A 26,202-nucleotide genomic window follows, 5' to 3' on the forward strand; every position below is an offset into this window, starting at 1 on the left:
TTAATATAATATTAATATTATAATTTAGTATATAAAAAATAATTTTAACTTATATTTAGGGGGGATCTTATGACAGTTTTTAAAGAACTATGTGATACATACAGTTTCATTAATAAATTAGATGAACCAATTAAAAATCTTATTGAATCTAGATTAGTGGTTGAAAGTTTCGATATAAACTCTGAAATAATAGCTAGAGGAGAACAGTGTAGAGGTTTTTCTTTAATTTTAAAAGGATCTATAAGAGTTTATAAAATTTCAGATAAAGGAAAAGAAGTAACTTTATATAAGCTTTCTAGCGGAGATACTTGTTATTTATCTATGTCTTGTATGTTATCGAATGAAGTTTTTCCAGCATTTGCAGAAGTTATAGAACCTACAAAGATAATTTTTATTCCAACTGACATTTTTAACAAGTATATATATAATACTTTAGACTTTCAAAAGTATATGGTTTCAAATTTATTTACTAAATATACAGAAGTCATAAATTTATTGGAAGAAATAGCTTTTGAACGTATGGATGTAAGGGTTTCTAAGTATCTATTAGATATTTCTAAAAGAACTAATAATAGTGATTATTTATATTTAACTCAAGAAAAAATTGCTCAGGAGTTAGGAACTAGCCGAGAAGTAATAACTAGACTACTTACAGATTTTAAAAACAAAGATATAATCACATCTCAAAGAGGTAAAATAACCATAATCAATAGAGACAAATTAATTCATCTAAGTCAGTTATAAAGTTTTAATTGACTTATACTTACATATTATGTAAAATTATAAAAGAATTGAATAAACTTTCTATTCTCTTGTTGAGGGAGTAGCTAGCACGTAAAGTGTGATTAGATCAACATAATGACTATAAAGTCTGGTCTAATCTTAAATAGCGAGACTCATACACGATTTTTTCGTGTATAAGTCTCGTTTTTTTTGTGCATATTATAAAAAGTTAAGGAGGAATAATGATTATGAGTTTAATATCAATTTTATTAACGTCAATTGCTTTATCTATGGATGCATTTGCTGTATCTATAACTAAAGGAATGACAATTAAAAATATAACAACAAAATTAGCTTTTAAAATAGCTTTTTTCTTTGGTTTATTTCAAGGAGGAATGCCTCTAATTGGATGGGCCCTAGGAATTAGCTTTGAAGGATACATAAAGGCTTTTGATCATTGGATTGCATTAATATTACTATCATTCTTAGGAATAAAAATGATATATGAATCTATTGAAGGTGAAGATGAGGATGAAGTTGCTTTAGATATAGCTCAAGATAATACTCAAAATAACTTTAGTGATAACGATATAAAAATAAAAGATTTAATAGTATTATCTGTTGCTACTAGCATAGATGCACTTGCCGTTGGTGTTAGTTTTGCATTTTTAAATATATCTATAGTCCCAGTTGTAAGCGCTATAGCTATAATAACTTTTATAGTGTGTTTTATAGGTGTTTTGATAGGAAAACAAATAGGTCCAATATTAAAAAATTATGCCGAAATTATAGGTGGTATTATATTAATATGTATAGGTATTAACATATTCAACGAGCATACAGGATTTTTATCAAATTTTATTGACTTTTTTAAGTAAATTATAAAAAATATGTATTTTAACATAAAAAATGGATAAAACTAGCCCTTCGAACATTTGTTCTTGTATGCTTTTTTATCCATTTCTGTATTATTTAGTTATATTTTCTATATTAAACTCTAAATTTCCATCTACAATCATATGAGTTAACTCATTTTCATATAAATTATCTATTTTTTCATCTGTATATAATAAATACTTAGGCACATACATATCTTCTTCTTCATTAGGTTTAATAGTTTCAAAAGGCGATATGAGTATTTGGTCAAAATTCAAAATTAACTTTGGAAGTTTTTTAAACACTTCTTCACTATTATCATAATTTTCGTTTGCTAAACTTTCATAAGCTTCAAAGCTCTTTTTATAATATAGGCTAGCTAGCATATATTCACATTTCTTATTGCCTAACTTGCTTCCTTCTTTAAAATATTTTTCAGCTTCACTATCTTCATTTAATTTTAGACTCAATTGACCTAAATTAAATATAGATTCTATACACCCTTTTTCTCTTGTTTTTCATACCAATACTTAGCACTTACATAATCTTTATAATAAATGCTATATATTATACCTAACATATGTTGTGAGTATCCATTATCCTCATTTGCGGGAACTTCAAATAATTTTTTAGAAAGCTCATATTCTTCTTTCTCAAATAAAATTTTCCCTAAATGAATCCTAGAATTCAAGTGATCTTTTTCAATAGCTTTTTCATAAAAACTTATCGCTTTATCATAATCATCTAATTCTTCATAAATAATACCTAATCTATAAATTGCTTCCAGGTCATTATTTTCAGCTGCTTTTAGATAATACTTAATTGCTAAATCAAAGTTTTTCAATTGTTCATATATATTACCAAGTTTAACTTGAACAGATGTTAAATCTTCTATCTGTTTGTAATAGTCAATTGCAGAATCTGTATCATCTATTTGTTTATAAAGATCTCCTAGATTTTCTATAGATTCTCTAAATCCATAATCTATACATTTTTTATACAGAGGAATAGCTTCTTCATATAATTTCTCTTCAAATAAAAGTCCAGCTAAATTATTAGTAGCTTGTATTATGTCTTTGTCAGAAGCTTCTTTATAATACATTTTAGCTGTGTTTAAATCATTTTCTTTATTATAAATATTGCCTAGTTTATAACTAGATAATATATTGCTTTTATCATAAGCAACTTTATAGTAAAACTTAGCTTCTTCATAGTTTTCTTGCTCATCATATATGTAAGCTAACCTAAAACTGCATTTTTCATTACCTTTTTCAGCAGCTTTTTTGTAATAAATTTTAGCTTCTTCATAATTTTGATCTGATTCAAACAAAAGACCTAAATTATAGCAAGCTTTTTCGTATCCCAATTTAGACAATTGTTTATAGTTTGAAATAGCATCTTTAAAGTCCCCATTTTCTTGATATATCATAGCTAAATTATATTTTGCATGATTATTTCCTAAAATAGAACCTCTTTTAAAGCAATCTATTGCATTTTGAACATCATTGCATATCTATATAAAATACCTAGATTGAAAAGAGCATCAGAGAGTTTACCCTCACTAGCTTCTTTTAACCATCTTATAGAATTTTCGTAGTCTCTTAACTTAAAATAAATTACCCCTAAGTTATTTTGAGCCTTCAAATGCCCCAGCAATGCTATCTTTTCATACCAATATATAGAATATTCATATGCTTCTAAACTATAATAGATACTTCCCAAATCATAAGCAGCTTCTTCAACTCCACTTTTAAATGCCAGTTTAAGCCATTTTTCACATTCTTCTATATTACCCTCAGACTGATATAACTTGGCTAACGTATATTGAGCCTTGTCATAGTGATTTATTGAAGCTTGAGTTAATAGCTCTATAGCATCATCAATCTTTCCTAATTTAATGTAAAGGCTAGCTTTAGCATACATTATCTTAGGATCAGTTGGGATATCTTTTATTTTTTTTATTGAAATTTAATTTTATTCATAAACAATTCCCTACCTACCTTTTGTATTATATTATACATATTTTACCATAATATATCATTATACAATATATATCCAATATTATATATTATATCTCTATATTTTATATAAATTGCATATATTCTTATATTCTGTTAAAATTTATATAATTCTTATATGAATAGGAGGATAATAGTATGGATTTAGATATGTTATTTAAATTGCTAGTCTTTATAGTTATTGCAGGGATAGCTATAAAAAGTATAAAGCTTATTGGAAATATAGTGTTTAAAATTGCTTTAATAGGACTTTGTCTACTAATATTATATAAAGTTATTATTTTAATATAATATTTTATACATAAACTACCACTGTATTTTTTACAGTGGTAGTTTTTATATTACCTAGGAATTATATAAGCATCTTTAAATCCTTTATCTATAGCTTCTTTTAATACTCTATCTGCGTTTTCTCTTTCTTTGAAAGCGCCTACACATACTGCCCATAATTGTTCTTTATTTGAACTATTATCATACTTAAACTCAATTCCTAAAAATTTACATATACCTTTAGCTATTGCTGTTGCAAATTCATCTTGTTTATTTAACAACAGATCTATATCTTCAACATTGTCTATAAATGCCAACTCTATTAAAGCTGCAGCCATTTTTGTTTCTCTAACTACATGAAAATTCCCTTCTTTTACGCCTCTATTTTCTGTGTATAAATGAGCCTTTACTAATTCTTCGTGTATATCATCTGCTAGCTTTCTATATTTCATCTTATAACAATAAGTTTCTATACCTTTTGCTAATTTATTAAATGAATTGCAGTGCAATGACACAAAGCAATCAGCTCCCCATTTATTCGCTTCACTAGATCTATACTCAAGGGTTTTAAAAGTATCATTGCTTCTAGACATTTTAATATCTAAATCACAGTTTTTAAGTTTTTGCTCAAGTTTTTTTCCTATACTAAGTACTATATCTTTTTCAAGTATGTTATTAACTCCTATAGCACCACTATCATTTCCACCATGACCTAAATCTATATAAACTTTTTCATATATTCATCATTCTCCTCTTGTAAATTTATATTATCTATTTACTTAAATAACCTTAATTCTACATTAGGCGTTTATATATCTTATTATGATTTCAAAGAAACTGTTACTAACATCTATAAAATAAAAATCGCCACCGATTTGCATATATCGGTGGCGATTTTTATTTTATACTATTTAAATCTATGTAAGCGTCCACTTGAGGAATGTATAATAAATCCTCTTTTATGTGTGTGTTTCCAAATTCTTTTAACTCTAATCCTTCTTTATCCTTTGTTATCTTATACCTAACAATTTGAGTGTCTTCATTTAACTCTCCAAAAAAATACGTGCCTTCATATTGTTTAAATTTAAAACTAAAAGTCTCTCTAGTTAATTGTATTTTAAAGCTTTTCATAACAACTTCCTTTCTATATTAATTTAAAGTTATTAATATAGTATAAAAAATCATATTTATTCAAGCCTACATATTATATTCATCTATATTTAAACTTCATCTATATTTATTTTTATTAAATCATTATTTTTAGTTTTTATATTAACTATATTACCAGTTAAATTATAATCTAAAGCTTGCATAACTGTTTTCGCTAAGTTATCAGCGTCTAAGACATCTGTTTTTAAATTAAGCCATTTAAGTCCATTTATTTTTACCATTCTTTTTACAAACTCAACAGGAAATTTTAAATTTATATTATCTCCACCACTAGATAGTATTTTAACTTTAAAAAGCCTATCATCCATTAAGTTTACAGCTTTATTTCTCACCTTATAATTCCCCCTTAGTACATATTTTTAACATCTGTAAGTATTGAATTATATCTAATTACTTTAATAATATGCTATTATTCGAAGAAATATATTAACTTTATTTAAATTGAGATTATTTTAATAAAAGAAATTAAAATAAAGTTAATCGCTAAATGTTTATGTTGTAGATAAAATTTTGAAAATTTAATTCAGTTTAAAATAAAGTTTTTAAGAATATATTAAAATTTTAAAGAAATTTAATATATTCTTAACATAAAGTTATACTTATATAAGTTATTAAAATTTCAATCTATATACAAATTGTATCAATTCTTAAATTTTGAATTTTAAGTATGAAATCTAACTATTTTATCGAATTTATAGAATTTACAATATATTCCATAAATTTCCAAATATATTGAAATTTTCCTAATATAATATACAATTATCTTGACTGGGAAATGTTTTCCTAAAGAGTTATTCCTAATAAAAATTTTATATGAAATGGGATGGTATTTTATGGATCAAAAAGAACTAAAAAGATTTAACTTTAATAGCTGGGCTTTTATTGTCAGCTATGCCTTCATGGGACTTATGAGTGGAGTTGCTTTTGACGTCTTAGTAACTTTTTTACAGCAAGTTAATATCTCTACAGCAAGTTCTTTCTCCTCTTTTATGGGGATGAGTAATTTCGTATGTGCCGCAATTTTAATTTTAGCACCAAAGCTTGGGTACAAAAAGCTTATAATTACAGGACCTATAATGACAATAGCTGCATTGATAGCTATATCATTTGTGGATGTAAGCTTTATTTATCCTGTTGCTACATTAGCAATACTTGTAGGTGTTGCATTATTTGATGTTGTATTACCACCTTATCTTACAGCTTATACTACTGAGAAAGAAAGAACTAAAGTTTTTTCTAGAGCATTGTATATAAATGTTATAGGTATGGTTTTGGCAACTTGGTTTGGAGGAACTATTGCAGTATCTAGATTTGCAAGTAGATTAAAAATTTCTAACTCTCAAGCAAGTGCAATAACTGAAAATATTAAAGGAATGACTTCTCATCAATTACATGAATTTATATTAGCTCAAAGAGACGTATTACTTATGTTTGTTGTAATTGCAGCACTTTCTCTTATACCTCTTTTATTTATAAAAGAGAAAAAAGAAGACTACTGCGAAGAAACTAAAGAGAAAAAAGCTTTTGATTGGTCAATATTCAAAAACAAGTATGTTGTACTATGGCTTGTATACTATGCTATGATAAGATTTGGAGCATCGTTAATATGCCCTTACTTCTCAGTATTTTTAAACAATGAACTAGGTATATCAAGAGCTACAACTTCTCAACTTGTATCTTATCAATACTTTGCAATGGTTTTATTCTTGTTAATATCACCATGGATAGTAAAAAAACTAGGAAATGTTATTGCATTAGGGGGATTAGCACTTTTATCTATACCATTTATGTTGATAATTGCAAATGGTACAGTATTTGGATCTGGAATGGTTTTAGCAGTTGGAGCTGGCCTATTCTTTAGATCAGGATTTATGAACTGTGCAAATCCTATAATGAACTCTCTGCCGATGGAGTTTGTTTCGAAAAACTCTAGGCCTGCATACAACTCACTTATATTTGTTGCAGGAGGTGTTACATCTATAATAGCAGGTCAATTTACAAAATTATTCTTATTTAAAATACCAGGTGGATATTCAAAAGCTTATTATATAACAGCTGTTATTTATATTCTATCATCTGTACTTCTAATAGTCGTGTATAATAAAAAATACAACAGACATGGACAAGATAACAAGGAAGATCAAACAGCATAATTTACATAAAAAATAACTATATTATGTACTGCACCCCAATTGTTGGACTAAAAATCTAATGGTTGGGGTGCTTTTATATGGATAAATACAATTTTATATTCCTCTTTAATTAAATTTCATTTTATGATAAAATCTTTCTAGTATTGAATTAATCGAAATTAAATATTTTACGTGTATGAAGAGGAGATATATCAAATTGTTTAATTACATTAAATTTGCAATCTTTCAAATTATAGGTTTCTTGTTATCTATTTTTAAATTAAAGAGGTTTTTAAAGTTTCCTGATAAATTTACAATGGAAAGTAAATTTTCTTTTTACAAAAGCAAGCTAAAAGCTCTTTAAAATTAGTTAATATAGATGTTAGTATAATTGGTGAGGAAAAAATTCCAAAAGAACCTGTACTATTTGTTGTTAATCATTCCAGTATGCTAGATAGTTATATATTAATATCTAGTGTAAACAGAGCTGTAGGTTGTGTAATAGCTGATGAACCAGTATGGAAAAACATACCTATAGTTTCTAAATGGGCCGCTATAATAAAATGTGTATATATAAATAGACACGACAATAGACAAGGTTTAAAAAGTATTATAGAAGCTTCTAATAATATAATAAACGGCCAAAGTATGGCAATCTTTCCTGAAGGTGATCTAACATGGGTAAAAGATGATCATTCTATAATATCAGAATTTAAAAGTGGCGCATTAAAAATAGCATATAAAGCTAAATGTCCAATTGTACCTATTGTTATAAAAAATTCAAAAGAAACTTATCATGGATATGAACCAGTAGGCAAGATTAAATCTACTAATGTAGAAGTTGAATTTTTAGATCCTGTTTATGACCATATAGAAAATCCTAAAATCAAAACTATCGATTTAGGAGAAAGTATTAGGGAAGATATGATAGAGTCAATTTTAAATTTTAATTTCAAATATAAAAAAGCTACATCTAAATAGATATAGCTTTTTTATATTTAATCATTTTTTGGCTTTTCATATATAGATTGCTTTAATACTTCCTTAAACATTAATGGTTTATTTATATAAGGTTTTGTATCTACAATTACATCAGAGTTTATACAAGTTTTTATATATCCATTTTCATCTAAAAATAATTCATTACACTTTAAACATATACCACATTTGTCATTATGAGTGTCTCTACTTATTACTCCTTTTGAATCGTCTAACTTGTAATAATCCATTCTTCCGTTTACATAATTTAATTTATGCAACTCTTCTATACTTTCTAAAACTTCTTTAACATTTATATATCCTTTGTTGAAAAAGTTCATACAGCTAGGATCAGGAATAAGTTCAGAAAAAGAAACTTCCACTGGCAAATACTTTGTTAAGTTTACAAAATCAAAAACCTCATCAGTATTAAAGTCATTTATAAGAGTACAAATTATTTTTGTATTTAGTTTAAAGTTTATACATTTAGTAATAAGATCTAACACTTCATTTATATTTATATTATGATTTAATTTTTTGTACTTATATTGCTTTAAAGACTCTAATCGAACACTTATATTTGTAAGTCCATACGATTTAAGCTCACTAATTTTATTATATATTCCAAATCCATCTGTAACTATTCCTATATGGTTAACATTACATTCACCATTAATATAATTAACTATGTGGCATAAGCTAATTGAATCTATAATATCATTTAGCTCAAATTCAATATCATCTATTCCCAAATTAACTAATTCTTTAACTACAAATTTTAAACTATCAATGTTTAAAATAAAATCTTTACCTAAAGATATAACAAGTTTATGAATATCTCTATTATATCTATCTATCATAATTACAACACCTCTTTATAAAACCAAACTACCTTTTATCTTTTCTATGTGAAAGATCACCATTATTTTTAACTAATAACACCTCTGCCATGATTCCAAAAGCTATTTCTGAAACACTACTTGAAGATATATTAATTCCTACAGGAGCATATATAGATTCTAATAATTTTTTCTCTATACCTTCACTTAGTAATTCTTCTTTTAAAGCTTTCCATTTTTTACGACTGCCTATCATACCTATATACGCTGCTTTAGAGTTTATAACCTCTCTTAAAGCTTCTATATCTTTTTCATAACCTCTAGTGGCAATTACTATGTATGTATTATCATCAATTCTAATTTTATTTAAAATTTCACTTATATTTCCTGAGTATACTTCATCTGCCCCTGGAAATCTATCTTTATTTGCAAATTCATGTCTATCATCTATTATAACGGTATAGAAATCTAGACCTTTAGATATATTATATAAAGAGTGTCCTATATGTCCTCCACCAATAATTAATAATTTTGGCTTTGGGTTAAATACTTTTATATAACCTTTTACATATCCTCCACATTTCATAGTAGTTTCTAATGATTCCTCTGTAAGTGAATAGTCAAAGTTAAAATCTTCTCCTGTTTTAATACACTCCCTACATTTATTTATAACAACATTTTCTAATATTCCGCCGCCTATAGTTCCTATTACAGAATCATCTTTAAATACAGCCATTACAGCGCCTTGTTTACCGGGGCTTGAACCTTTGACATCTGTAAGAGTTACAAAACACACCCTATTGCCTAATTCTAAATCTTCATACACTTTTTTCAAAATATATTCATTCATCTATAAATCACTCCAATTCATAAGGATAGCCTCTAAAACTCCTCCAGCTATACATCTAGCTTTATCAGATATAGTTTCACAATTTTTAAGTTCACTTATTCTAGGATCTATATCGGCAATTTTAAGATTTTTTAATTTTACTGTTATTTCTTATGATACCTCTATAATACCATCCATAGTGGCTAACACATCAACTGAGTTTTTACCATTTTCTATTTTAGCAATAACTTGGTTTTTGTAAACCATATCTCCTATATCACAAATATTTTTTATAATACCATCTTCAATTGAATAAATTACTCTTTCCTTACTGAATCCATTAATATTTCCTGGAATACCTGTATTTTCAGTTGCATAACCTTTAGTTATTATTCTACCTAGATCATGTCCTCTCATTGTTTCTATTACAAAATTAACATCATATCCAGCTTCAAATCCAGGACCTAATCCAATTGTAATAGGAGCCATACCTCTGTTTGTACCTAAATTTTTTTTTTGCAATTATAGCATCTATTACAACTTTTGGTTTTAATTTATTAATTAAGATACCCTCAGGATCAATAGTTACACAAACTTTTTTTGATAAAAAGCTTTTTTTAACTCATCTTCGTTATTTACAAATTTACAAATAACTCCATCTATACACACTTCACCATCGTAAATAGCTTCACTAAAACATACTTTTCTCCTTATAGACAAAGGATTTTTTACCTCTAATGCTAAAACATTAAATCCACATCTACTAAGTTTATGTATAACTCCAGTTGCTATATCTCCAGCACCTCTAACTATAATAAGCTTGTCCACTATTTCCTACCCCCCTTTAATATGTTAATACTATTATACAATACATACCCCCATATATTATAATAATTTTACATAATTATACAAATAAAAAATCTACACAAATAGAAGAAGCCCTTATCTATTTAAAACAGATAAGAGCCCCTCAAAACAAATTATTATTATTATTTAACGGTAGTAACATTATAACAAATGAACTTGATACTTTGCAAGTATATTTTATTTAATTCCTATAATTTGTCCTATTGTTAAAAATATCATACATGAAATAAACATTGTTATAATTAGTGGCATTACAAATCTCAACCACTTAGAATAAGGTATATTTGCAAGAGCTAGTGCGCCCATTAAAACTCCAGATGTAGGAGTTATAACATTTGTAAGTCCTACACCAAATTGATAAGCGGTAACTATTAGTTGAACCGATACTCCAACTAAATCAGATAGCGGTGCTAAAACAGGTATTGTAAGAGAAGCTAGTCCAGATGATGATGGAATTAAAAATGCCAATGCGGCTTCTAAGAACAATGTTAAGTTAACAAAAACTACTTTTGGTAAGTTTTGTAAGTATCCTGCTGCTGAATTCAACATAGTATCTATTATAAATCCATTTTGGGCAATTATAACTATTCCACGTGCTAATGCTATTGCAATGGCTGCTGATACTAAATCCTTAGCTCCCTCGATAAATGCAATAGCAATAGTCTCCTGATTAAGTCCTCCTATAATACCAGATAAAACTCCAATAGCAATAAAGATCATAGCAATTTCAGATATATACCATCCAAGTTTTAAAACTCCAAATATCATCATTGTCATTCCCATTGCAAATATAATTAATACTCCTATTTCTTTAGGTGTAAACTCTTTTATATTAGAACTTTCCATTTGAATATGTTTTTTAGTTTCCAAATCTAGATTATAAACTATAGATTTTTTTGGACTTTTCTTTATTTTTCTAGCGTAAAAAATTACAAATGCAATAGAAATTGTTATCAAAATTATATATATCAAAAATCTAAAACCGATACCCGATCCAGGTGTTATTTGCGCTAATGCTTGAGCTATACCAACTGAAAAAGGATTTATAGTTGATGCTATATTACCTGTCATGGCTCCTAAAAATACAGTAGCTACAGCAGTAAGTGAATCATATCCAATAGTTAACATTAGAGGTACAAATATCATATAAAATGGTAATGTTTCTTCTGCCATTCCAAATACTGTACCTCCTAAGCTAAACAATATCATAGATATAGGTATTATTATAATTTCATTTCCTCTTAGCTTTTTCACAACAGCATTAATCCCAGCTTCTATAGCTCCTGTCTTATTAACTATCCCAAATGAACCTCCAACTAAAAGAACAAATCCTACAATTTCTGCAGCATCTACAAATCCATCTATTGGAGCTCTAAATATATCCTCTATACTTTGAGGATTTTCCTTAACATATTCGTAGGTATTTGGAACTACTACCAACCTATTATCAATTTCTTTTCGTTGAAATTGACCACTGGGTATAATCCAAGTTAAAATTGCCATAAAAACTATTAATAAAAATATAATTGTAAATGTATGGGGGATGAGTATTTTTTTTTGTTTATTCATAGAACAACTTATTCCTCCTTAAAAGAAAACTTGTCTCTATTAGTTATTACCAATTTTTAAATTTATATATTTTATTACTTTAATTACCAAACTACATTTAATATAGCTCACTAATACATCTTTTTTCATATTATAAATTATTGTTAGGAGGGATTTTAATGACATCTTTTATTATGTATGGTTTATGTATATTAATAACGTTTTTTTTCTTTTTTTAAAGATAGAGAAAAGACAAAGCATGCTTATATAAATGCAGCTAAATCCTTTGAAAATATTATGCCCCAATTTCTTTGTATTGTTTTAATCATTAGTATCATATTATCTTTAATTGATCCTATTTCTATTTCTAAGTTTATAGGTCCAAATTCAAGTATTTTGGGAGTATCAATAGCATCCACTATAGGATCTATAACTACAATGCCTACATTTGTAGCTTTTTCTACGGGAGATATATTGCTTAAAAGTGGCGCTGGTTATACTCAAGTGGCAGCATTTATTTCTACATCTACAATGGTAGGAATCTTAACATTCTCACTAGAAGCTAAGTATATAGGTAAAAAAGCTGCTTTTTATAGAAACTTTATAGCTTTTTTATTTTCATTTATAGTAGCAGCTTTAATAGGGGGGATTCTAGTATGAAAAATTTAAAATTCATAATAAAAAGATACAAATATTTTTTAGTAAGTTTATTCATTTGTATTTTGATATATTTATATAATATAGGTATAGGGTTTAAAATATTTAGTACTACATTCTCTAGTTTAATTCAAATGTTATCTATATTACCCCCAGTAATGATTCTATTAAGCCTTTTGGATATTTGGGTTCCTAAAAAGTATTTTATAAAGTATATGGGGGATAGCTCTGGGATTAAAGGTATATTTATTACTTTTTTAATAGCGTTTTTCTCTGCTGGTCCCATGTATGCAGCATTTCCATTTACAGCAATACTTATGAAAAAAGGAGTTAAATTTTCTAACATAATAATTTTTCTTAATGCCTGGTGTGTTACTAAATTTTCAACATTATTATTTGAAATGGGGGCTTTAGGTTATAAGTTTACAATACTAAGATTAGTGATTGATATTCCAGGAGTTATAATCATTGGTTATTTGATTGACTATATGATTAAGAGTAGAGATTTAAATTAAAGATTTATTTTAAAATTCAAAGTTGATATTGAAAGGTGGAAGTTAATATGTCGTCTAATGTTTACGTTGTTATTCAGAAAGATTTAGGGTATATGCTAACCATAAATGAATCCTCTGTAACTTGCGAAGAATTTAGAAAAACATGTGATGCAATAGTTCGTGAATTCGGAAAAGACGTGTTTATACTTCATCAAAAACTTATTGAGGTATATGGGTTTGAAAAGGCATCTATACAGTGTACGTATATGGTTGAATAAATAAAAAATCCACAATTATTATAATGTAAATATAATAATTGTGGATTTTAATGTATAACACATGTAAAATTAAAGAGTTAAATATCTAATATTTTTTATATTCATCAGTGTTTAAGCGTTTAATAAATTCAGATATAAGCTTAACTGTATTATCGTAATCATCCTTATGAATTATACTAGCATGGGAGTGTATATATCTTGTTGGTATGCCAATGCTTATGCAAGGAGCTCCATTATGGGCCAAGTGCATCTGGCTAGCATCAGTACCTCCAAATGGAAGTGCATTTATCTGATATGGAATGTTGAGTTCTTCAGATAAATTAATTAAATAGTTTTTAAGTCCTACATGACCTACTAAACCTCCATCAAATATATGTATTTGAGGTCCGCTTCCAAGCTTACCATCTCCTAACTTCGTGTCGCATCCTACAGTGTCATTTGCAATACTTACATCTAATGAAAATCCAATATCAGGATTTATTATATTAGAGCTAGTTTTAGCTCCTCTACATCCAACTTCTTCTTGAACAGTTCCAACTGCGTATACTATATTTTTATGATCTTCATTTTTTAAACTTTTTAATATATCTATAAATAGCGCACATCCAACTCTATCATCCCAAGCTTTAGCAAGTAGATATTTAGGATTTGCCATTTGCTCAAACTTAAAATAAGGAGTTATCATATCTCCTTGTTTTATTCCTAACTGTTCAACTTCATCTTTTGATTCAACCCCTATATCTATAAACATATTTTCTTTATCTATAGAAGTTTTAACATCTTTGGTATTTATTGAGTTTATTATTCCTGTATATTCATTTCCAGTTGATGTTGTTATTATAACCTTTTGGCTATTCATAACCTTTCCACTCCACCCCCCTAATGTTTGAAAAGTTATAAATCCATTATTATCTATATTTGTTACGAGAAAACCTATTTCATCCATATGTCCAGCTATCATGACTTTAGGTCCATCTTCATTCCCTATTTTCTTACAAATTAAACTTCCTAAATTGTCTGTAGTTACTTCATCTACATATTCAGATATATATCCTTTAATCAAATTTCTAACATCTTTTTCAAATCCTGGAATTCCTTTAGCTTCTGTTAAATTTTTAAACATATCTAACTGTGTACTCATATGCTCCCCCTTAATTTAAAAATGTATAATTACAATATTATACTTTCACAGTACAATACATATTCCTTAAATATAAACCTAATATTCAAAACTTTATAAAAAAATAGTGTAATTTATTAAATTACACTATTTTTAAACCTTATAATATGACTTTAACCTCTTCGTTTATGCTTATAGAATTTTCACTTACATTGCAATCGTATGAAATTATATTAACTCCACTTAAACTTGCTTTTTTTAACATATCTCCAAATTCTTGATGCATTTTAATATTAGGTGTAAAATACTTTACATTATCCATTTGTACAACAAATAATATATAGCTTACATATCCATCTTTAGAAGCTTCTATAAGCTCACCTACATGTTTGACACCTCGTTCAGTTTTAGCATCTGGAAATAAAACCACACCATTTTCTTCTAAAGTAACCCCTTTTACCTCAACAAAAGCTTTTTTAGTTTTTGTTTCTATATATATATCAAATCTAGATGACTTATATGTTTTTCAGGTTTTATAGTTAATAATTCTTCATCTAGCCCAGGAAGAATTATTTTTTATTTATTAAAGCTTCATAGGCTATTTTATTCGGAACTTGCGAATCCATATTGATTAGTCTATTTCCTTTTACAACACTTATAAGTGAATACTTAGTTTTTCTCTTGGGGTTATCATGTTCTTGTAAATATACAGTACAACCTTCAATTAAAAGTTCTTTACACTTACCTGTATTTTTTACATGAACAATTTCTTCTTTTCCATCTACAATACAATGTGCTATAAATCTATTTGGTCGTTTTACAAAAGTAGCTTTTACAATATTATCATAAATCATGTCATCATCCCTTATATATTAGTCTACAGATTTCAAAGATTCAACCATTTTTACTTTTTTTAGTTTAAAATACATACAAAGATTTACTAATGTAGCAAATATAAATGTAAGCATACCAGATAGTATAAAACTAATAGGTTTTATATCTCTTCCAAACATAACAAATTCAAGTTCAGCAGTCGTCATTATAAATCTATGTAAAAATACGCCTAAAATTAGACCTAGAATTGTTCCTATTACAGTTAAAATTATATTTTCTCTAAACACATAGGATGATACTTCATTATCATAAAATCCTAAGACTTTTATAGTTGCTATTTCTCTTATTCTCTCGCTTATATTAACATTTGTAAGATTATATAAAACAATAAATGCTAAAGCTCCTGCAGATACTATTATAAGTATAACCACACTATTTAAATTAGTTATCATATCAGAAAAAGAACTTTTTGCACTTGTGTTGAATGTAGCTGAATTTATGTTATCTAAGTTCATCATATCTTTACCTAGTTTATCTTGTGAAATTCCATCTTTTGTATTAATTAATACTTCATTAAATTTAACATTTTCATTGAAAGTATTTTTATACAATTTAGGACTCATATACAAATAATGTCCTACATAGTTTTCTACTATCCCAGAAACTTTTACTTTAAACTCTTTATTATCTTCATTTTTTAATACTATTGAATCTCCATCTTTAACTTTTAATAATTTAGCTAATTTTTCAGTTATAAAAACACCCTTATTATTTAAAGTATACTTTTTATTACTTACCCTATTTTTTAAGGTTATAAATTTATTTATCTCATTAATATTTTCAGGTACTACAATATTTACATCCTTTTCTACAGAATTACTAATAACCTTATAACTCTTATTTTTTATATTTAAACAATTATTTATTCGGTCATCACTATCTATGACTTTTTCTTCTTTATTTTTGGAATTCTTATCAACATCTTTACCATAGTTTAAAGTCAAATTATATTTAATTATTTGACCATATTGATTATCTACTATAGACGATATAGAGTCTTTTATTCCAAATCCAGTTAATAAAAGAGCACTACATCCAGCTATTCCTATTACAGTCATAAAAAATCTTTTTTTGTATCTAAAGAGGTTTCTAAAAGTTACCTTTTGTGTGAAATTTAACCTATTCCAAATAAAACTTATTCTTTCAAGTAATATTCTTTTTCCTTCCGTAGGGGCTTTAGGTCTCATAAGCATAGACGGAACTTCTTTTAACTCTTTATAGCAAGAATATACTGACGCTAATGTAGTTGTTAAAATTGCTATTAAGGTAGATAATACAATTAATCTTACACTAAAAACTAGAGTAACTTTAGGGAGTGTATACGTCATGCTAGCATATGCATTATATATAACTGAAGGAAATACAGTAAGTCCTATTAAATTTCCTAAGACGCTTCCTAAAACACTCGCTAATAATGAATATAGTATATATTTTAACATTATGGATCCAGTATCATATCCTAAAGCTTTCATAGTTCCAATATTTATTCTTTGTTCATCAACCATTCTAGTCATAGTAGTTAAGCAAATTAAGGCTGATAGCGAAAAGAAAAATACAGGGAATATTTTAGAAATAGATTCTATACTATTAGCAGAGTTTTTATAATCAACAAATCCATAATTAGTATTTCTATCTAAGATATACCACTTTCCATTTTTTATATCTTTAATTTTTTTCTCTTCTCTATCAATTTCATCTTGAGCTTTTTGTAACTTAAATTCTACTTCTTTTTTATTTTTTAAATATGTAGCTTGTCCTTTTTCAAGTTCTTTTTTACCTTGTTCCAGTTTATATCTAGCATTTTTAAATTCAGATTCAGCTTCTTTTTTCTTTACATCAAGATTACTTTTTTGACTATTTATTAATTCTTTATTTTTTCTATATCCGTTTTAGCTAATAACAATTTATTTTGAGTGTCCTTAAAAACTTGTTCTTGTTTTGCTATCTCTTCTCTTGCCTGTGATAAAGCTATTTCAGATACTTCAAGCTTTTGTTTACTTTTTTCTAAAATAAATTCAAGTTCTTTTCTTTTTTCTTCATCTAAGTATTCATTAGATAAAACTTGTTCTATACTAGCTATATACTCCTTTAACTTACCAACTTCATCTTCTTGTTCTTTTAGCTTATCCTTAGCTTTGTTTATTTCTTGCTGGGCAGAATCTTTGCTTGTATTAAAAACATTTATCTGTTTATTCAATTCAATTTCACTTAAACTTAATTTTTCAGCAGCTGAACTTATTGCTTTTCTGCAGAAGATATTTCACTTTTAACTTGGTTTTCTTTTTTATCAAGGTCCTGTTCACTATTTTTTATTTTAGACCTAGAATTTTCAATTTTAGTTTTAGCTTTGTCAAGTTCATTATAAGCCTTAGTTTTTTCTTCTTGTAATTTTGACTTGCCTTCAGATAATTTTTCATTAGCATCTTTAATTATTTCTTTATATCTTAAGCTAGCTCGGTCTTTTCCAAGATCAACTAATTTATCTTCTATATTTTGTACTTTATCTTCATATTCTTTTGAATAAGAATTTAAACCTTTTGCCTCATCTACAGTTATATAACTTTCTGTGTAGTTATTTAGTTTAAATTCATTATTTAAAACCATTATAAAACTGTTTAAAGTTCCACTACCTATATTACTACTACCTTTTGCTTTTGCTATATAATATGGAGTTTCTACTTTACCAACAACTTTGTATTCATTGTGTTTTAGAGTAGTACTTAAATCTTCATTGTTATCTCCATAAATTTTGATGGTACTTCCTAATGGTATATCCTTAGAGTCCTCAATTAAGCACTCCCCATCTGATTTTGGATATCTACCTTCAGTTATTCTTATTTTATTTATATAATCACTATTGCTTTTTCTGGCAATCCATGAACTTTTAAAGCTAATTGATTTGTACCTATACTAGTTAGAACTTCTTTTGAATATGTAGGATACACATTAGAAATTCCATCTATCTTAGAAATCGAATTAATATCTTTATCTGTTAATCCCAAATTTGAAACTACAGTTAAGTCCATTAAATCATTTTGATCATAATACTTGTCTGCTGTAACTTCCATTACAGGAGATGCAACTTTTATTCCCGTAAAAAAAGAAACCCCTAAAGTTATTATTGCAAAAAACAGATAAAATTCTACCCTAGATTTTTTTATCTCCCTAAAAGTATCTTTAAATAAAGGATTTCTCATATTTACCACTCTATCCTTTCTATAGGAATAGGTGCTTCATTTTTTTCTACTTTATGTACTTTACCATTTCTTACAGTAATTACTTTATCACCCATAGGAGCTATTGCCATGTTATGTGTAATTATAACTACAGTAACACCAAGTGTTTTATTTGTATCTTGAAGCACTTTAAGAATTGATTTACCAGTATTATAATCTAGAGCACCAGTTGGCTCATCACATAAAAGTAATTTGGGATTTTAGCAAGAGCTCTAGCTATGGCTACCCTTTGCTGCTCTCCTCCAGATAATTGTGATGGAAAATTATTCCTTCTATGGCTAAGTCCTACTGATTCTATAACTTGCTTGGGATTTAAAGGTTTTTTGCAAATTTGAGTAGCTAACTCTACATTTTCTATAGCAGTTAAGTTTTGAACTAAATTATAAAATTGGAACACAAACCCTATATCATGTCTTCTGTATTTTGTTAATTCTTTTTCATTATAATTACTTATATTTTTCGAATCAACAATTACAACTCCATCTGTTGCAGAATCCATACCTCCTAATATATTTAGTATAGTACTTTTTCCTGCTCCACTAGCACCTACGATTATTACGAGTTCGCCTTTATCAATTGAAAAATTCACGCCATCTAATGCATTTATTTCAACTTCACCCATAGTATAGGCCTTTCTTACGTTTTCAAATTTTATGTAGTTTTTCATATCATCTCCTCCTGTTTCTTATAGTCATTATACACTATTTGAGATGATAACTAAATCTAATTCAAAATTAATCTTTCTTTTGATTTGGCATTTCTAAAGCTGTAGATTTTCCAAAGTAATATCCTACAACCATGCTAAAGATAGGCATAAATTCAGATGGCTTTATACTTCCTATTATACTTAAATAACAAAATACAATAGTTAGACATATAGCTATCATCTTTCTTACACTTAAAAAAATGTCTTTTAAAATATCTACGAATCTCATACACTCCCCCCTTACTATAGTTTATTATTTCGAATTTATGTATATACCAATTAAACTTCACAAAAAAAGCTATCATGAAAGTTTAAGTAGATTGAAATAAAATCAACCAAATTTAACTTTTCAGATAGCTTTTTACTATATATTTAAATTTTTATATTAAGTTTTCCTTTGCTTCACAAACACCGTATTCATATACTTTTTTCCAAACAATTGTACTCCTATAAAAATAGCTATTATCGAAATAGGAATAACTATATATATTGATATTCCTAGACCTGCAGGAATATACCCAAATAATACAGTTATACTTGCTACAAATAACGCATAGGGCATTTGTGTTTTTACATGGTCAATGTGGTTACATCCAGCTCCCATAGATGATAATATTGTTGTATCTGATATAGGAGAGCAGTGATCACCAAATATAGCTCCTGTAAGTACCGCACTTGTAGATATTACTATAAATGATATATCTGGATTTATAGAGTGCGCAAGAGGAATTGCAAGAGGCATTAGTATACCCATAGTTCCATATGCCGTGCCTGTTGAAAAAGATATTATTGATCCTAATATGAATATTACACTAGGTAGTAAAAATGCTGGCATAGACCCTGATAGTAATGTAACTAAAAATTTAGCCGTACCCAAATCTTTTATTACTGAGCTTAACGACCAGGCCAAAATTAAAATAACAGCTGTCATTAACAAACTTTTCATACCATCTATCCAAATTTCTATAGCTTCAGATACTTTAAATATTTTTTTAGAAACAGCCATTAAAATAGCGACTATACTTGAAATAATAGCTGATTGAAATAGTGCTACAGATGCATCGGCTGAACTAAATGCTTCTTTTATAGATAAAAATGACCATGGTGATTTAACCATTAAATTTTGAAGTTCAATATTATCCCCATTAACTATTGATGTGTATCCACTATAATAAAAAAATATTAATGATGTAACTATAAGAGTTCCAATAGGAATAATTGCATTCCATATACTCAGTTTCACTCCAACTTTAGGTTCTAACTCTGATTGAATTGAATCGTTATGTTTTGTATCTAAGTTATTAAAATCAGATTGTTTAGCTTTAATCTCAGCTTTTCTCATAGGACCAAAATCCTTTGCTAGAATAATAGTTATAATTACAAATGCTAAAATTAATATATTATAAAATCTATAGGGAATAGTTTGTAAGAATATCCCAAAAGCATCATTATTTAGACCTATCCCTGAAAAAGCGTCATTTATAAGTCCAACTTCTAATCCTATCCATGTAGATATTATTGCAAGTCCTGCAATAGGTGCAGCTGTTGCATCAATTATAAAAGCAAGTCTTTCTCTTGAAATATTCATTTTATCACTTACCGGTCTCATAATAGGCCCTACTATTAATGAGTTCGCATAATCATCAAAGAATACTAAAAGTCCTAAAAACCATGTTATAATTTGAGTTCCTTTTGAACTTTTAGCTTTGTCCGCTAAGCTTATTGCTATAGCTTTAGCTCCTCCCATTTTTGCTACTAAATGAATAACCCCTCCAATAGCTAGAACTTGGAGTATTATGCCTGCGTTCCATGGGTCTGCAAGTGAATTAAGAGCTCTATATATAAAATCTATGAAGCTTTGGGGTAAAGCTAAAATAAAATTAGTACTATTTAAACTAAGTAAAAAGCTTCCAGATAATATACCTATAAATAATGATATTACAACATTCTTAGTAATAAATGCTAAAAGTATAGATACTATCGGTGGAATCAATGTTAAAAATTTAAATTTACTTGCGTTTTGAAATGCTATATCTGTTTCTTGTGCAAAGGAAATAGGTGATGCTAAAACTACTAAAACTAAAGTTAATAAAATTACAAAATATTTTTTGTTCCTCATAAAAATCCTCCCTAAATTTAACTTTAGTGAATGCAAAGGGTAATAAATACTTAGGGCTTTAAATAAGAAAAAGCCTTGAGTATGCACTCAAGGCTTTTTATATTATGCAAAATCTGCACAATATTAGCTTCCTTAATGATAGCTCAACACAAATATAATTTGTGACAGTGATGTATATATTTTATACATCCCCAGCATATAACCTTAAAGCATCAGTTATAAACTTCGGCGATAATTCCTTTCCTAGTAAATCTATGTGCTTAACTCATCACTAGTACTTATAAGTACCGCGCCTCTACCTTTTTTATTCACTTTTTATATTAAGTAAATTATATATATGTTATTGTAAATAATCAACTGTTTTTTCATTATTTTCTAAATTTTCATGATTTTCAAAACTTATCTAACAACTTTTCTAGTTAGAGTCCCTATACCTAATCCCATCATTACAACACCAATTAGGACTTCTAAATTTGTTAGTATATAACTAATTTCTGTTGGCTTACAATTTATAGTTCCAACTCCTCCAAAAGATCCTATACTTAAACTTAGTGTTTCATTTAAATCTTTTAAAACTTTATAAATAGATAGATTTTTTATAGTACTCATATTGTATATAATAGTTTTATCATCTATCTCTACCCCTAAAAACAAATATAAAATTGCAAAAATAACTATAATTACCAATGATGAATATACTGCAAATTCAGGTCGTTCTCCATATCCACAAGTTAGCCAATATAAATATGATCCTATTTTAGGTATTATTTTTAAAGTTTTTCTTTGAGTGTTTTTGCATAGATAATAATATTCTCCAAAGTTATTATTTAAAGAGTTTTCTTTAAATTTATTAGCTAAGGTTTCGTATGTCATATAAAAACCTTCATATTCATCTCTAGTTTTTAGCCTAACAGGTAATTTATCAAAGAAGCTCTTTTCATCTAACTTAGTTTGGTATTTATCTCTGAATTCTAAATCTTTAATATATGTTGATATAGTTTTTGCACCACATAAGTCACAGTCAGAAAAAATTATCATATCCAAATAACTGTCTATAATTATAATATTGTCCATTGCGCTTTGTTCAAAATTACTTGTTCTCAAGTTGCATTTTTCAAAAATAGAAAAAGATAGTATACAATTTAAAAATTTTGAATAAATATCACAATTTATAAAATGGCATGAAAAATTGTCATACTTATTTAAAGATGGCTTACTTTGGCTTTCTTCTTTTAAAAAACTACAATTTTCAAAACTTACTCCTCCATCTTCAAATTTACAATTTTCAAATATGCATCCTACAAACCTGCATTCCTTAAAATTTAAGTTTTTGAATGTGCATCCTATAAACTTTGTACATATAATATCTTTACTTTCTATTGTAGAAAATTTATCTTCATCTAAAATTCCTTGTTTGCCAAACATTTCTTCATTAAAAACTTTAAAACTGTACTGTTTGCAAGGGTTATATGTTTCAGGTAAATTCTTATGCCTCAATATGCTATCAAATAAGTTTTTATTGTTTATCTTCCTTTTGTGTAACTGATTTTTAGTTACATAAACTTCTTCTTTAAAATTTATATATCCCATTAGAATATGATTTTTACCTTATTCTTTATAAGGTTGTATACCCTTAATATTTTTTATTTGATAAGCATGTAAAAAGTTTTTTATTATCATATAACTACCTCCATAGAAGACTATTATTTACTTATTGTCTCTTGTTTGCTTACATAATATTCATATAAAAAAAAGCCATATTAATCCTAATTAAAAGGTTTTAATATGGTTTCTTTATTAAATATTTAGTTTTCTCTAATTATTAATATCCAAAATTCTCATCTATAAAAATAACATGTATTCTTCCTTGATATCTTTGTCTTTTTATTAAAGTATATTCACAGCATATTCTATCGCTACTTTTACAGTCCATGCAATAACCAGAAGATTTACAAGGTGTTTTAGTATCTAATCTTTTAGCATTAGCAGGAGCAGAAAACTGTTTATTTCTTTCTATAGCAGCATCTACATCTTTAACAATTTTATTTTTTCCACATATAACAATAACTTTGTCTGGACCATATAACATTGCGGCTACTCTATTTCCATTTCCATCAACATTGTAAAGTTCTCCATTTTCTGTTATAGCATTCGTACTTGTAAAATATGCATCTGCAAAAAATGATTTTCTATATATGTCTTTCATCTCATTAGGCTTAAGGCCCTCTTTATATCTATCAAGAAAATCATATCTTCCTTTTCTTAAATAATCTATTACTCCTGTTTCGAATAAAGTTTGTGAACCGCCACATGCAACTAAAGAGTTCTCTTCTACTAAATCGTCTATTTTTTTATTAAATCTTCTTTAGATTTTACTAGGTATCCATTCATATTGTTACTTTCTAACGCTTTAATAGTTCTTTCAATTTGTTTCTCGCAAACCCAATGTAAATTTTTATCCATATTTATATATCCCTTCTATTAAAATTTTTACCCCTATAGTATATAAGAGCATTTATTTCACACCCTAATAGCATAATCCAACTACTTAAATAAAACCAAGTAAGAAGAGCTATAATACCTCCTATACTTCCATATATAACTTGATAATTTGAAAAGTTATTTGTATAAAAAGAAAATATAACTGAAACTAGTATCCATCCAAATATAGATAATATAGCCCCTGGCATTGCCTCTATTAAATTTATTTTTTTATTAGGTCCATATCTAAATAAAGAACTCACTATCCATATGGTTATAGCTATTACAAAGAGTATCTGAATAAATTCCATGTAGGCATAAACAGTTTACTTAGACCTAAAAATTTAAATATTATATATCCAACCTTTTCTCCATATAATAAAAATACCATTGATGAAACTATTAATACTATAAGTTCTACTGTAAAATAAAATGATATAAGTATTAGTTTGAAGAAAGATCTAGTTTCTTTTAAATTGTATGATTTGTTTATACCCTTTATAAATACTCTAACTGCACGAGATGAACTCCACAAGGTAAAAATAAAACTGAATACAGTCAAACTTATACTTTTATCACTTATTGCAGAGTTTATTATAGATTCGATCATAGCAAATGCACTATTTGGAATCAAATCATTAAATGAATATAAGAACTTATTAATATGGATTATAGGTATATAACTTAATAAGTTTATCATAAATATCAAAAAAGGAAATATAGAAAGCAATAAATAATAAGACATAGCTGCAGCTCTTGAGTTAATGTCATTTATATTTACTTTCTTATAAATAACATTATTTTGTACATTGCTTTTTATATTGTTTATATTATTTATAAGATCAACCACCTTTCACTCCTATAATATAATATCACATTATATTATATATCAAAAAATAAAAGTATTGCTAGTTTTTAGCAATACTTTTATTTTTGATATATTATTTGATATAATTTCTTAATTTATCTTTTGTATTTTCATCTGCAAAAGAAGCTTCAACACTATTTAGATAGATTGTTTTATAGTCATGTTCACTCATTTCAAAATTATTAAATATTATGTTATATTCATTAGTTAAATCAATATCTGAAACTGTTCTATTGTCAGTATTTAAAGATACTTTTATTCCATCTTTATGGAAATAATTTAACGGATAATTTTCTATGTTTTTTATAGCTTTAGTTTGTAAGTTACTTGTAGGACACATTTCTAAAGTAACATTATTTTTCTTAACAAGGTTGTAAGCTTTTTCACAATCTTTTATAAATACTCCATGACCTATTCTTTCAGCTTTTAAAAGTGTTATGGCATCATATACATTTTCTCCTATTCCAGTCTCCCCAGCATGTATAGTTACTCTATATCCATAGCTTCTAGCTAAAGCGATAGGTTCTTCAAATTTTTCGCAAAACTGTTTATTTTCACTTGAACATAAATCAATGGCAACAACTCCATTATTTAAATATTCTTTTCCGGCTTCTATTACATTATAACTACTTTCAACACTCATAGTTCTCATGCATGATAATATTAAATTCCCTTTAATATCATAAATTGACTCAGCTTTTTTTATACCTTTAAAACACTTTCTATAACTTGTTTTGTAGTTAATCCTTTATTTATATGAAGTAATGGTGCAAATCTTATTTCTATATAAACTATATTTTCTCTTGATGCATCTTCCATTAGTTCAAAAGCAATTCTTTCTAAACTATCTTCATCTTGCATTATAAGTCCTGGTAATTCAAATCTTTTTAAATACTCATCTAATGACTTACAATCCTTAGGTGCAACCATCATATTTTTTATTTCGTCTATATTTTTTGATGGTATATCTATATTCTTCATATTAGCTAAATCTATTATGGTTTGAGGTCGTACACTCCCATCTAAATGGCAATGTAATTCTATTTTTGGTAATTTTTTAAAATTCATATATTTCTCTCCCTTTATATATATTTATTTT

General features: G+C 27.0%; 31 protein-coding genes, 3 pseudogenes and 1 riboswitch. Of the genes and pseudogenes, 8 read left to right on the forward strand and 26 right to left on the reverse strand.

Annotated elements, in window-relative coordinates; genetic code table 11:
* Positions 1-69: 69 nt before the first annotated feature.
* Both LEQ07_RS16720 and LEQ07_RS16725 read left to right on the forward strand, forming a co-directional pair.
* The gene (locus LEQ07_RS16720) at positions 70-744 is read left to right on the forward strand and encodes a Crp/Fnr family transcriptional regulator (protein ID WP_025163144.1); all 675 of its coding nucleotides are present in this window, start codon (positions 70-72) and stop codon (positions 742-744) included.
* A 227-nt stretch (positions 745-971) separates the two neighbouring features.
* Positions 972-1,601, forward strand: a complete 630-nt coding sequence (locus tag LEQ07_RS16725) for a manganese efflux pump MntP (protein ID WP_046823522.1) — start codon at positions 972-974, stop codon at positions 1,599-1,601.
* Positions 1,602-1,691: 90 nt separating this feature from the next.
* Here LEQ07_RS16725 and LEQ07_RS16730 read toward each other — a convergent pair whose 3' ends face one another.
* From LEQ07_RS16730 to LEQ07_RS16740, 3 genes are read right to left on the reverse strand one after another with little or no spacing between them, the layout of a single operon-like run.
* Positions 1,692-2,069, reverse strand: coding sequence for a hypothetical protein (locus LEQ07_RS16730; RefSeq protein ID WP_263331571.1), 378 nt, complete (start codon positions 2,067-2,069; stop codon positions 1,692-1,694).
* Between the two features lie 23 nt (positions 2,070-2,092).
* Positions 2,093-3,028: a tetratricopeptide repeat protein gene (locus LEQ07_RS16735; protein ID WP_263331572.1), complete on the reverse strand. Its 936-nt coding sequence runs from the start codon at positions 3,026-3,028 to the stop codon at positions 2,093-2,095.
* Between the two features lie 56 nt (positions 3,029-3,084).
* Entirely contained in the window at positions 3,085-3,522 is a 438-nt protein-coding gene (locus LEQ07_RS16740; RefSeq protein ID WP_263331573.1) for a tetratricopeptide repeat protein, read from the reverse strand.
* A 233-nt stretch (positions 3,523-3,755) separates the two neighbouring features.
* On the opposite strand from LEQ07_RS16740, the gene LEQ07_RS16745 reads away from it, so the two are divergent.
* Positions 3,756-3,908, forward strand: coding sequence for a hypothetical protein (locus LEQ07_RS16745; RefSeq protein WP_168931251.1), 153 nt, complete (start codon positions 3,756-3,758; stop codon positions 3,906-3,908).
* Between the two features lie 50 nt (positions 3,909-3,958).
* Here LEQ07_RS16745 and LEQ07_RS16750 read toward each other — a convergent pair whose 3' ends face one another.
* The 3 genes from LEQ07_RS16750 to LEQ07_RS16760 form a co-directional block, all read right to left on the reverse strand.
* Positions 3,959-4,627, reverse strand: coding sequence for an N-acetylmuramoyl-L-alanine amidase (locus LEQ07_RS16750; protein WP_317852106.1), 669 nt, complete (start codon positions 4,625-4,627; stop codon positions 3,959-3,961).
* A 157-nt stretch (positions 4,628-4,784) separates the two neighbouring features.
* The gene (locus LEQ07_RS16755) at positions 4,785-5,018 is read right to left on the reverse strand and encodes a hypothetical protein (protein ID WP_046824140.1); all 234 of its coding nucleotides are present in this window, start codon (positions 5,016-5,018) and stop codon (positions 4,785-4,787) included.
* Positions 5,019-5,107: 89 nt separating this feature from the next.
* Positions 5,108-5,389 carry a hypothetical protein gene (locus tag LEQ07_RS16760; protein WP_052952121.1) on the reverse strand — a complete coding sequence of 94 codons (282 nt, stop codon included), beginning with the start codon at positions 5,387-5,389 and terminating at the stop codon, positions 5,108-5,110.
* A gap of 501 nt (positions 5,390-5,890) precedes the next feature.
* Here LEQ07_RS16760 and LEQ07_RS16765 point away from each other — a divergent pair.
* Together LEQ07_RS16765 and LEQ07_RS16770 are read left to right on the forward strand one after the other, a co-directional pair.
* Entirely contained in the window at positions 5,891-7,210 is a 1,320-nt protein-coding gene (locus tag LEQ07_RS16765; RefSeq protein ID WP_046823739.1) for an MFS transporter, read from the forward strand.
* A gap of 384 nt (positions 7,211-7,594) precedes the next feature.
* Positions 7,595-8,170: a lysophospholipid acyltransferase family protein gene (locus LEQ07_RS16770; RefSeq protein WP_263331586.1), complete on the forward strand. Its 576-nt coding sequence runs from the start codon at positions 7,595-7,597 to the stop codon at positions 8,168-8,170.
* Positions 8,171-8,187: 17 nt separating this feature from the next.
* Here the strand turns inward: LEQ07_RS16770 and LEQ07_RS16775 are convergent, their stop codons facing one another.
* The 6 genes from LEQ07_RS16775 to LEQ07_RS22050 form a co-directional block, all read right to left on the reverse strand.
* On the reverse strand, positions 8,188-9,027 hold the full coding sequence (locus LEQ07_RS16775) for a radical SAM protein (protein ID WP_263331574.1): 840 nt from the start codon (positions 9,025-9,027) through the stop codon (positions 8,188-8,190).
* A gap of 28 nt (positions 9,028-9,055) precedes the next feature.
* Positions 9,056-9,856 (reverse strand): XdhC family protein, encoded by an 801-nt coding sequence (locus LEQ07_RS16780; RefSeq protein ID WP_046823742.1) that lies wholly within the window; start codon positions 9,854-9,856, stop codon positions 9,056-9,058.
* 150 nt (positions 9,857-10,006) lie between these two features.
* Positions 10,007-10,357 (reverse strand): hypothetical protein, encoded by a 351-nt coding sequence (locus tag LEQ07_RS22040; protein ID WP_332843298.1) that lies wholly within the window; start codon positions 10,355-10,357, stop codon positions 10,007-10,009.
* A gap of 63 nt (positions 10,358-10,420) precedes the next feature.
* The gene (locus LEQ07_RS22045; protein WP_332843299.1) at positions 10,421-10,663 is read right to left on the reverse strand and encodes a hypothetical protein; all 243 of its coding nucleotides are present in this window, start codon (positions 10,661-10,663) and stop codon (positions 10,421-10,423) included.
* A gap of 216 nt (positions 10,664-10,879) precedes the next feature.
* Positions 10,880-12,271 (reverse strand): YfcC family protein, encoded by a 1,392-nt coding sequence (locus tag LEQ07_RS16790; protein WP_046823744.1) that lies wholly within the window; start codon positions 12,269-12,271, stop codon positions 10,880-10,882.
* Between the two features lie 242 nt (positions 12,272-12,513).
* The gene (locus LEQ07_RS22050) at positions 12,514-12,669 is read right to left on the reverse strand and encodes a hypothetical protein (protein WP_332843300.1); all 156 of its coding nucleotides are present in this window, start codon (positions 12,667-12,669) and stop codon (positions 12,514-12,516) included.
* Here LEQ07_RS22050 and LEQ07_RS22055 point away from each other — a divergent pair.
* Genes LEQ07_RS22055 through LEQ07_RS16805 form a run of 3 tightly spaced genes read left to right on the forward strand, consistent with a single transcriptional unit; the run spans position 12,647 to position 13,679 of the window.
* Entirely contained in the window at positions 12,647-12,910 is a 264-nt protein-coding gene (locus LEQ07_RS22055) for a hypothetical protein (RefSeq protein WP_332843301.1), read from the forward strand. The two genes, LEQ07_RS22050 and LEQ07_RS22055, sit on opposite strands and share 23 nt — an antisense overlap.
* Positions 12,907-13,422: a permease gene (locus LEQ07_RS16800; protein WP_046823746.1), complete on the forward strand. Its 516-nt coding sequence runs from the start codon at positions 12,907-12,909 to the stop codon at positions 13,420-13,422. The genes LEQ07_RS22055 and LEQ07_RS16800 overlap by 4 nt, the downstream gene beginning before the upstream one ends.
* A 47-nt stretch (positions 13,423-13,469) precedes the next feature.
* Positions 13,470-13,679, forward strand: coding sequence for a hypothetical protein (locus tag LEQ07_RS16805; RefSeq protein WP_035116276.1), 210 nt, complete (start codon positions 13,470-13,472; stop codon positions 13,677-13,679).
* 85 nt (positions 13,680-13,764) lie between these two features.
* On the opposite strand, the gene LEQ07_RS16810 is transcribed toward LEQ07_RS16805, so the two are convergent.
* From LEQ07_RS16810 to add, 14 genes and pseudogenes are all read right to left on the reverse strand, one after another.
* Positions 13,765-14,820 carry a M42 family metallopeptidase gene (locus tag LEQ07_RS16810; protein ID WP_263331575.1) on the reverse strand — a complete coding sequence of 352 codons (1,056 nt, stop codon included), beginning with the start codon at positions 14,818-14,820 and terminating at the stop codon, positions 13,765-13,767.
* Positions 14,821-14,959: 139 nt separating this feature from the next.
* Entirely contained in the window at positions 14,960-15,298 is a 339-nt protein-coding gene (locus tag LEQ07_RS16815) for a DNA/RNA nuclease SfsA (RefSeq protein ID WP_317852107.1), read from the reverse strand.
* 70 nt (positions 15,299-15,368) lie between these two features.
* Positions 15,369-15,653, reverse strand: a complete 285-nt coding sequence (locus LEQ07_RS16820; RefSeq protein WP_263331576.1) for a hypothetical protein — start codon at positions 15,651-15,653, stop codon at positions 15,369-15,371.
* 18 nt (positions 15,654-15,671) lie between these two features.
* Positions 15,672-17,555 (reverse strand): FtsX-like permease family protein, encoded by a 1,884-nt coding sequence (locus tag LEQ07_RS16825; protein WP_317852108.1) that lies wholly within the window; start codon positions 17,553-17,555, stop codon positions 15,672-15,674.
* Complete coding sequence (locus tag LEQ07_RS16830) at positions 17,555-17,890, reverse strand: hypothetical protein (RefSeq protein ID WP_263331578.1); 336 nt, start codon at positions 17,888-17,890, stop codon at positions 17,555-17,557. Before LEQ07_RS16830 ends, LEQ07_RS16825 begins: the two co-directional genes overlap by 1 nt.
* A 38-nt stretch (positions 17,891-17,928) precedes the next feature.
* The gene (locus tag LEQ07_RS16835) at positions 17,929-18,297 is read right to left on the reverse strand and encodes a hypothetical protein (RefSeq protein ID WP_263331579.1); all 369 of its coding nucleotides are present in this window, start codon (positions 18,295-18,297) and stop codon (positions 17,929-17,931) included.
* Positions 18,298-18,536: 239 nt separating this feature from the next.
* Positions 18,537-18,890, reverse strand: coding sequence for a hypothetical protein (locus tag LEQ07_RS16840; protein WP_263331580.1), 354 nt, complete (start codon positions 18,888-18,890; stop codon positions 18,537-18,539).
* A 2-nt stretch (positions 18,891-18,892) separates the two neighbouring features.
* Positions 18,893-19,596 (reverse strand): annotated as a pseudogene (locus LEQ07_RS16845) (ABC transporter ATP-binding protein).
* Positions 19,597-19,663: 67 nt separating this feature from the next.
* Positions 19,664-19,864, reverse strand: coding sequence for a hypothetical protein (locus LEQ07_RS16850; RefSeq protein WP_046823751.1), 201 nt, complete (start codon positions 19,862-19,864; stop codon positions 19,664-19,666).
* A gap of 156 nt (positions 19,865-20,020) precedes the next feature.
* The gene (locus tag LEQ07_RS16855; protein WP_263331581.1) at positions 20,021-21,754 is read right to left on the reverse strand and encodes a Na+/H+ antiporter NhaC family protein; all 1,734 of its coding nucleotides are present in this window, start codon (positions 21,752-21,754) and stop codon (positions 20,021-20,023) included.
* A 131-nt stretch (positions 21,755-21,885) separates the two neighbouring features.
* Positions 21,886-22,060: riboswitch (Lysine riboswitch) on the reverse strand.
* 93 nt (positions 22,061-22,153) lie between these two features.
* Entirely contained in the window at positions 22,154-23,344 is a 1,191-nt protein-coding gene (locus LEQ07_RS16860; RefSeq protein WP_263331582.1) for a pentapeptide repeat-containing protein, read from the reverse strand.
* Between the two features lie 232 nt (positions 23,345-23,576).
* Positions 23,577-24,101: a lactate utilization protein gene (locus LEQ07_RS16865; protein WP_332843306.1), complete on the reverse strand. Its 525-nt coding sequence runs from the start codon at positions 24,099-24,101 to the stop codon at positions 23,577-23,579.
* Positions 24,102-24,219: 118 nt separating this feature from the next.
* A pseudogene (locus tag LEQ07_RS23220) lies at positions 24,220-24,980 on the reverse strand (YihY/virulence factor BrkB family protein).
* A 196-nt stretch (positions 24,981-25,176) separates the two neighbouring features.
* A pseudogene (gene add / locus LEQ07_RS16880) lies at positions 25,177-26,171 on the reverse strand (adenosine deaminase).
* Between the last annotated feature and the right edge of the window lie 31 nt (positions 26,172-26,202).

The organism is Paraclostridium sp. AKS73 (genome assembly GCF_025671395.1).
GTDB lineage: Bacteria > Bacillota > Clostridia > Peptostreptococcales > Peptostreptococcaceae > Paraclostridium > Paraclostridium benzoelyticum.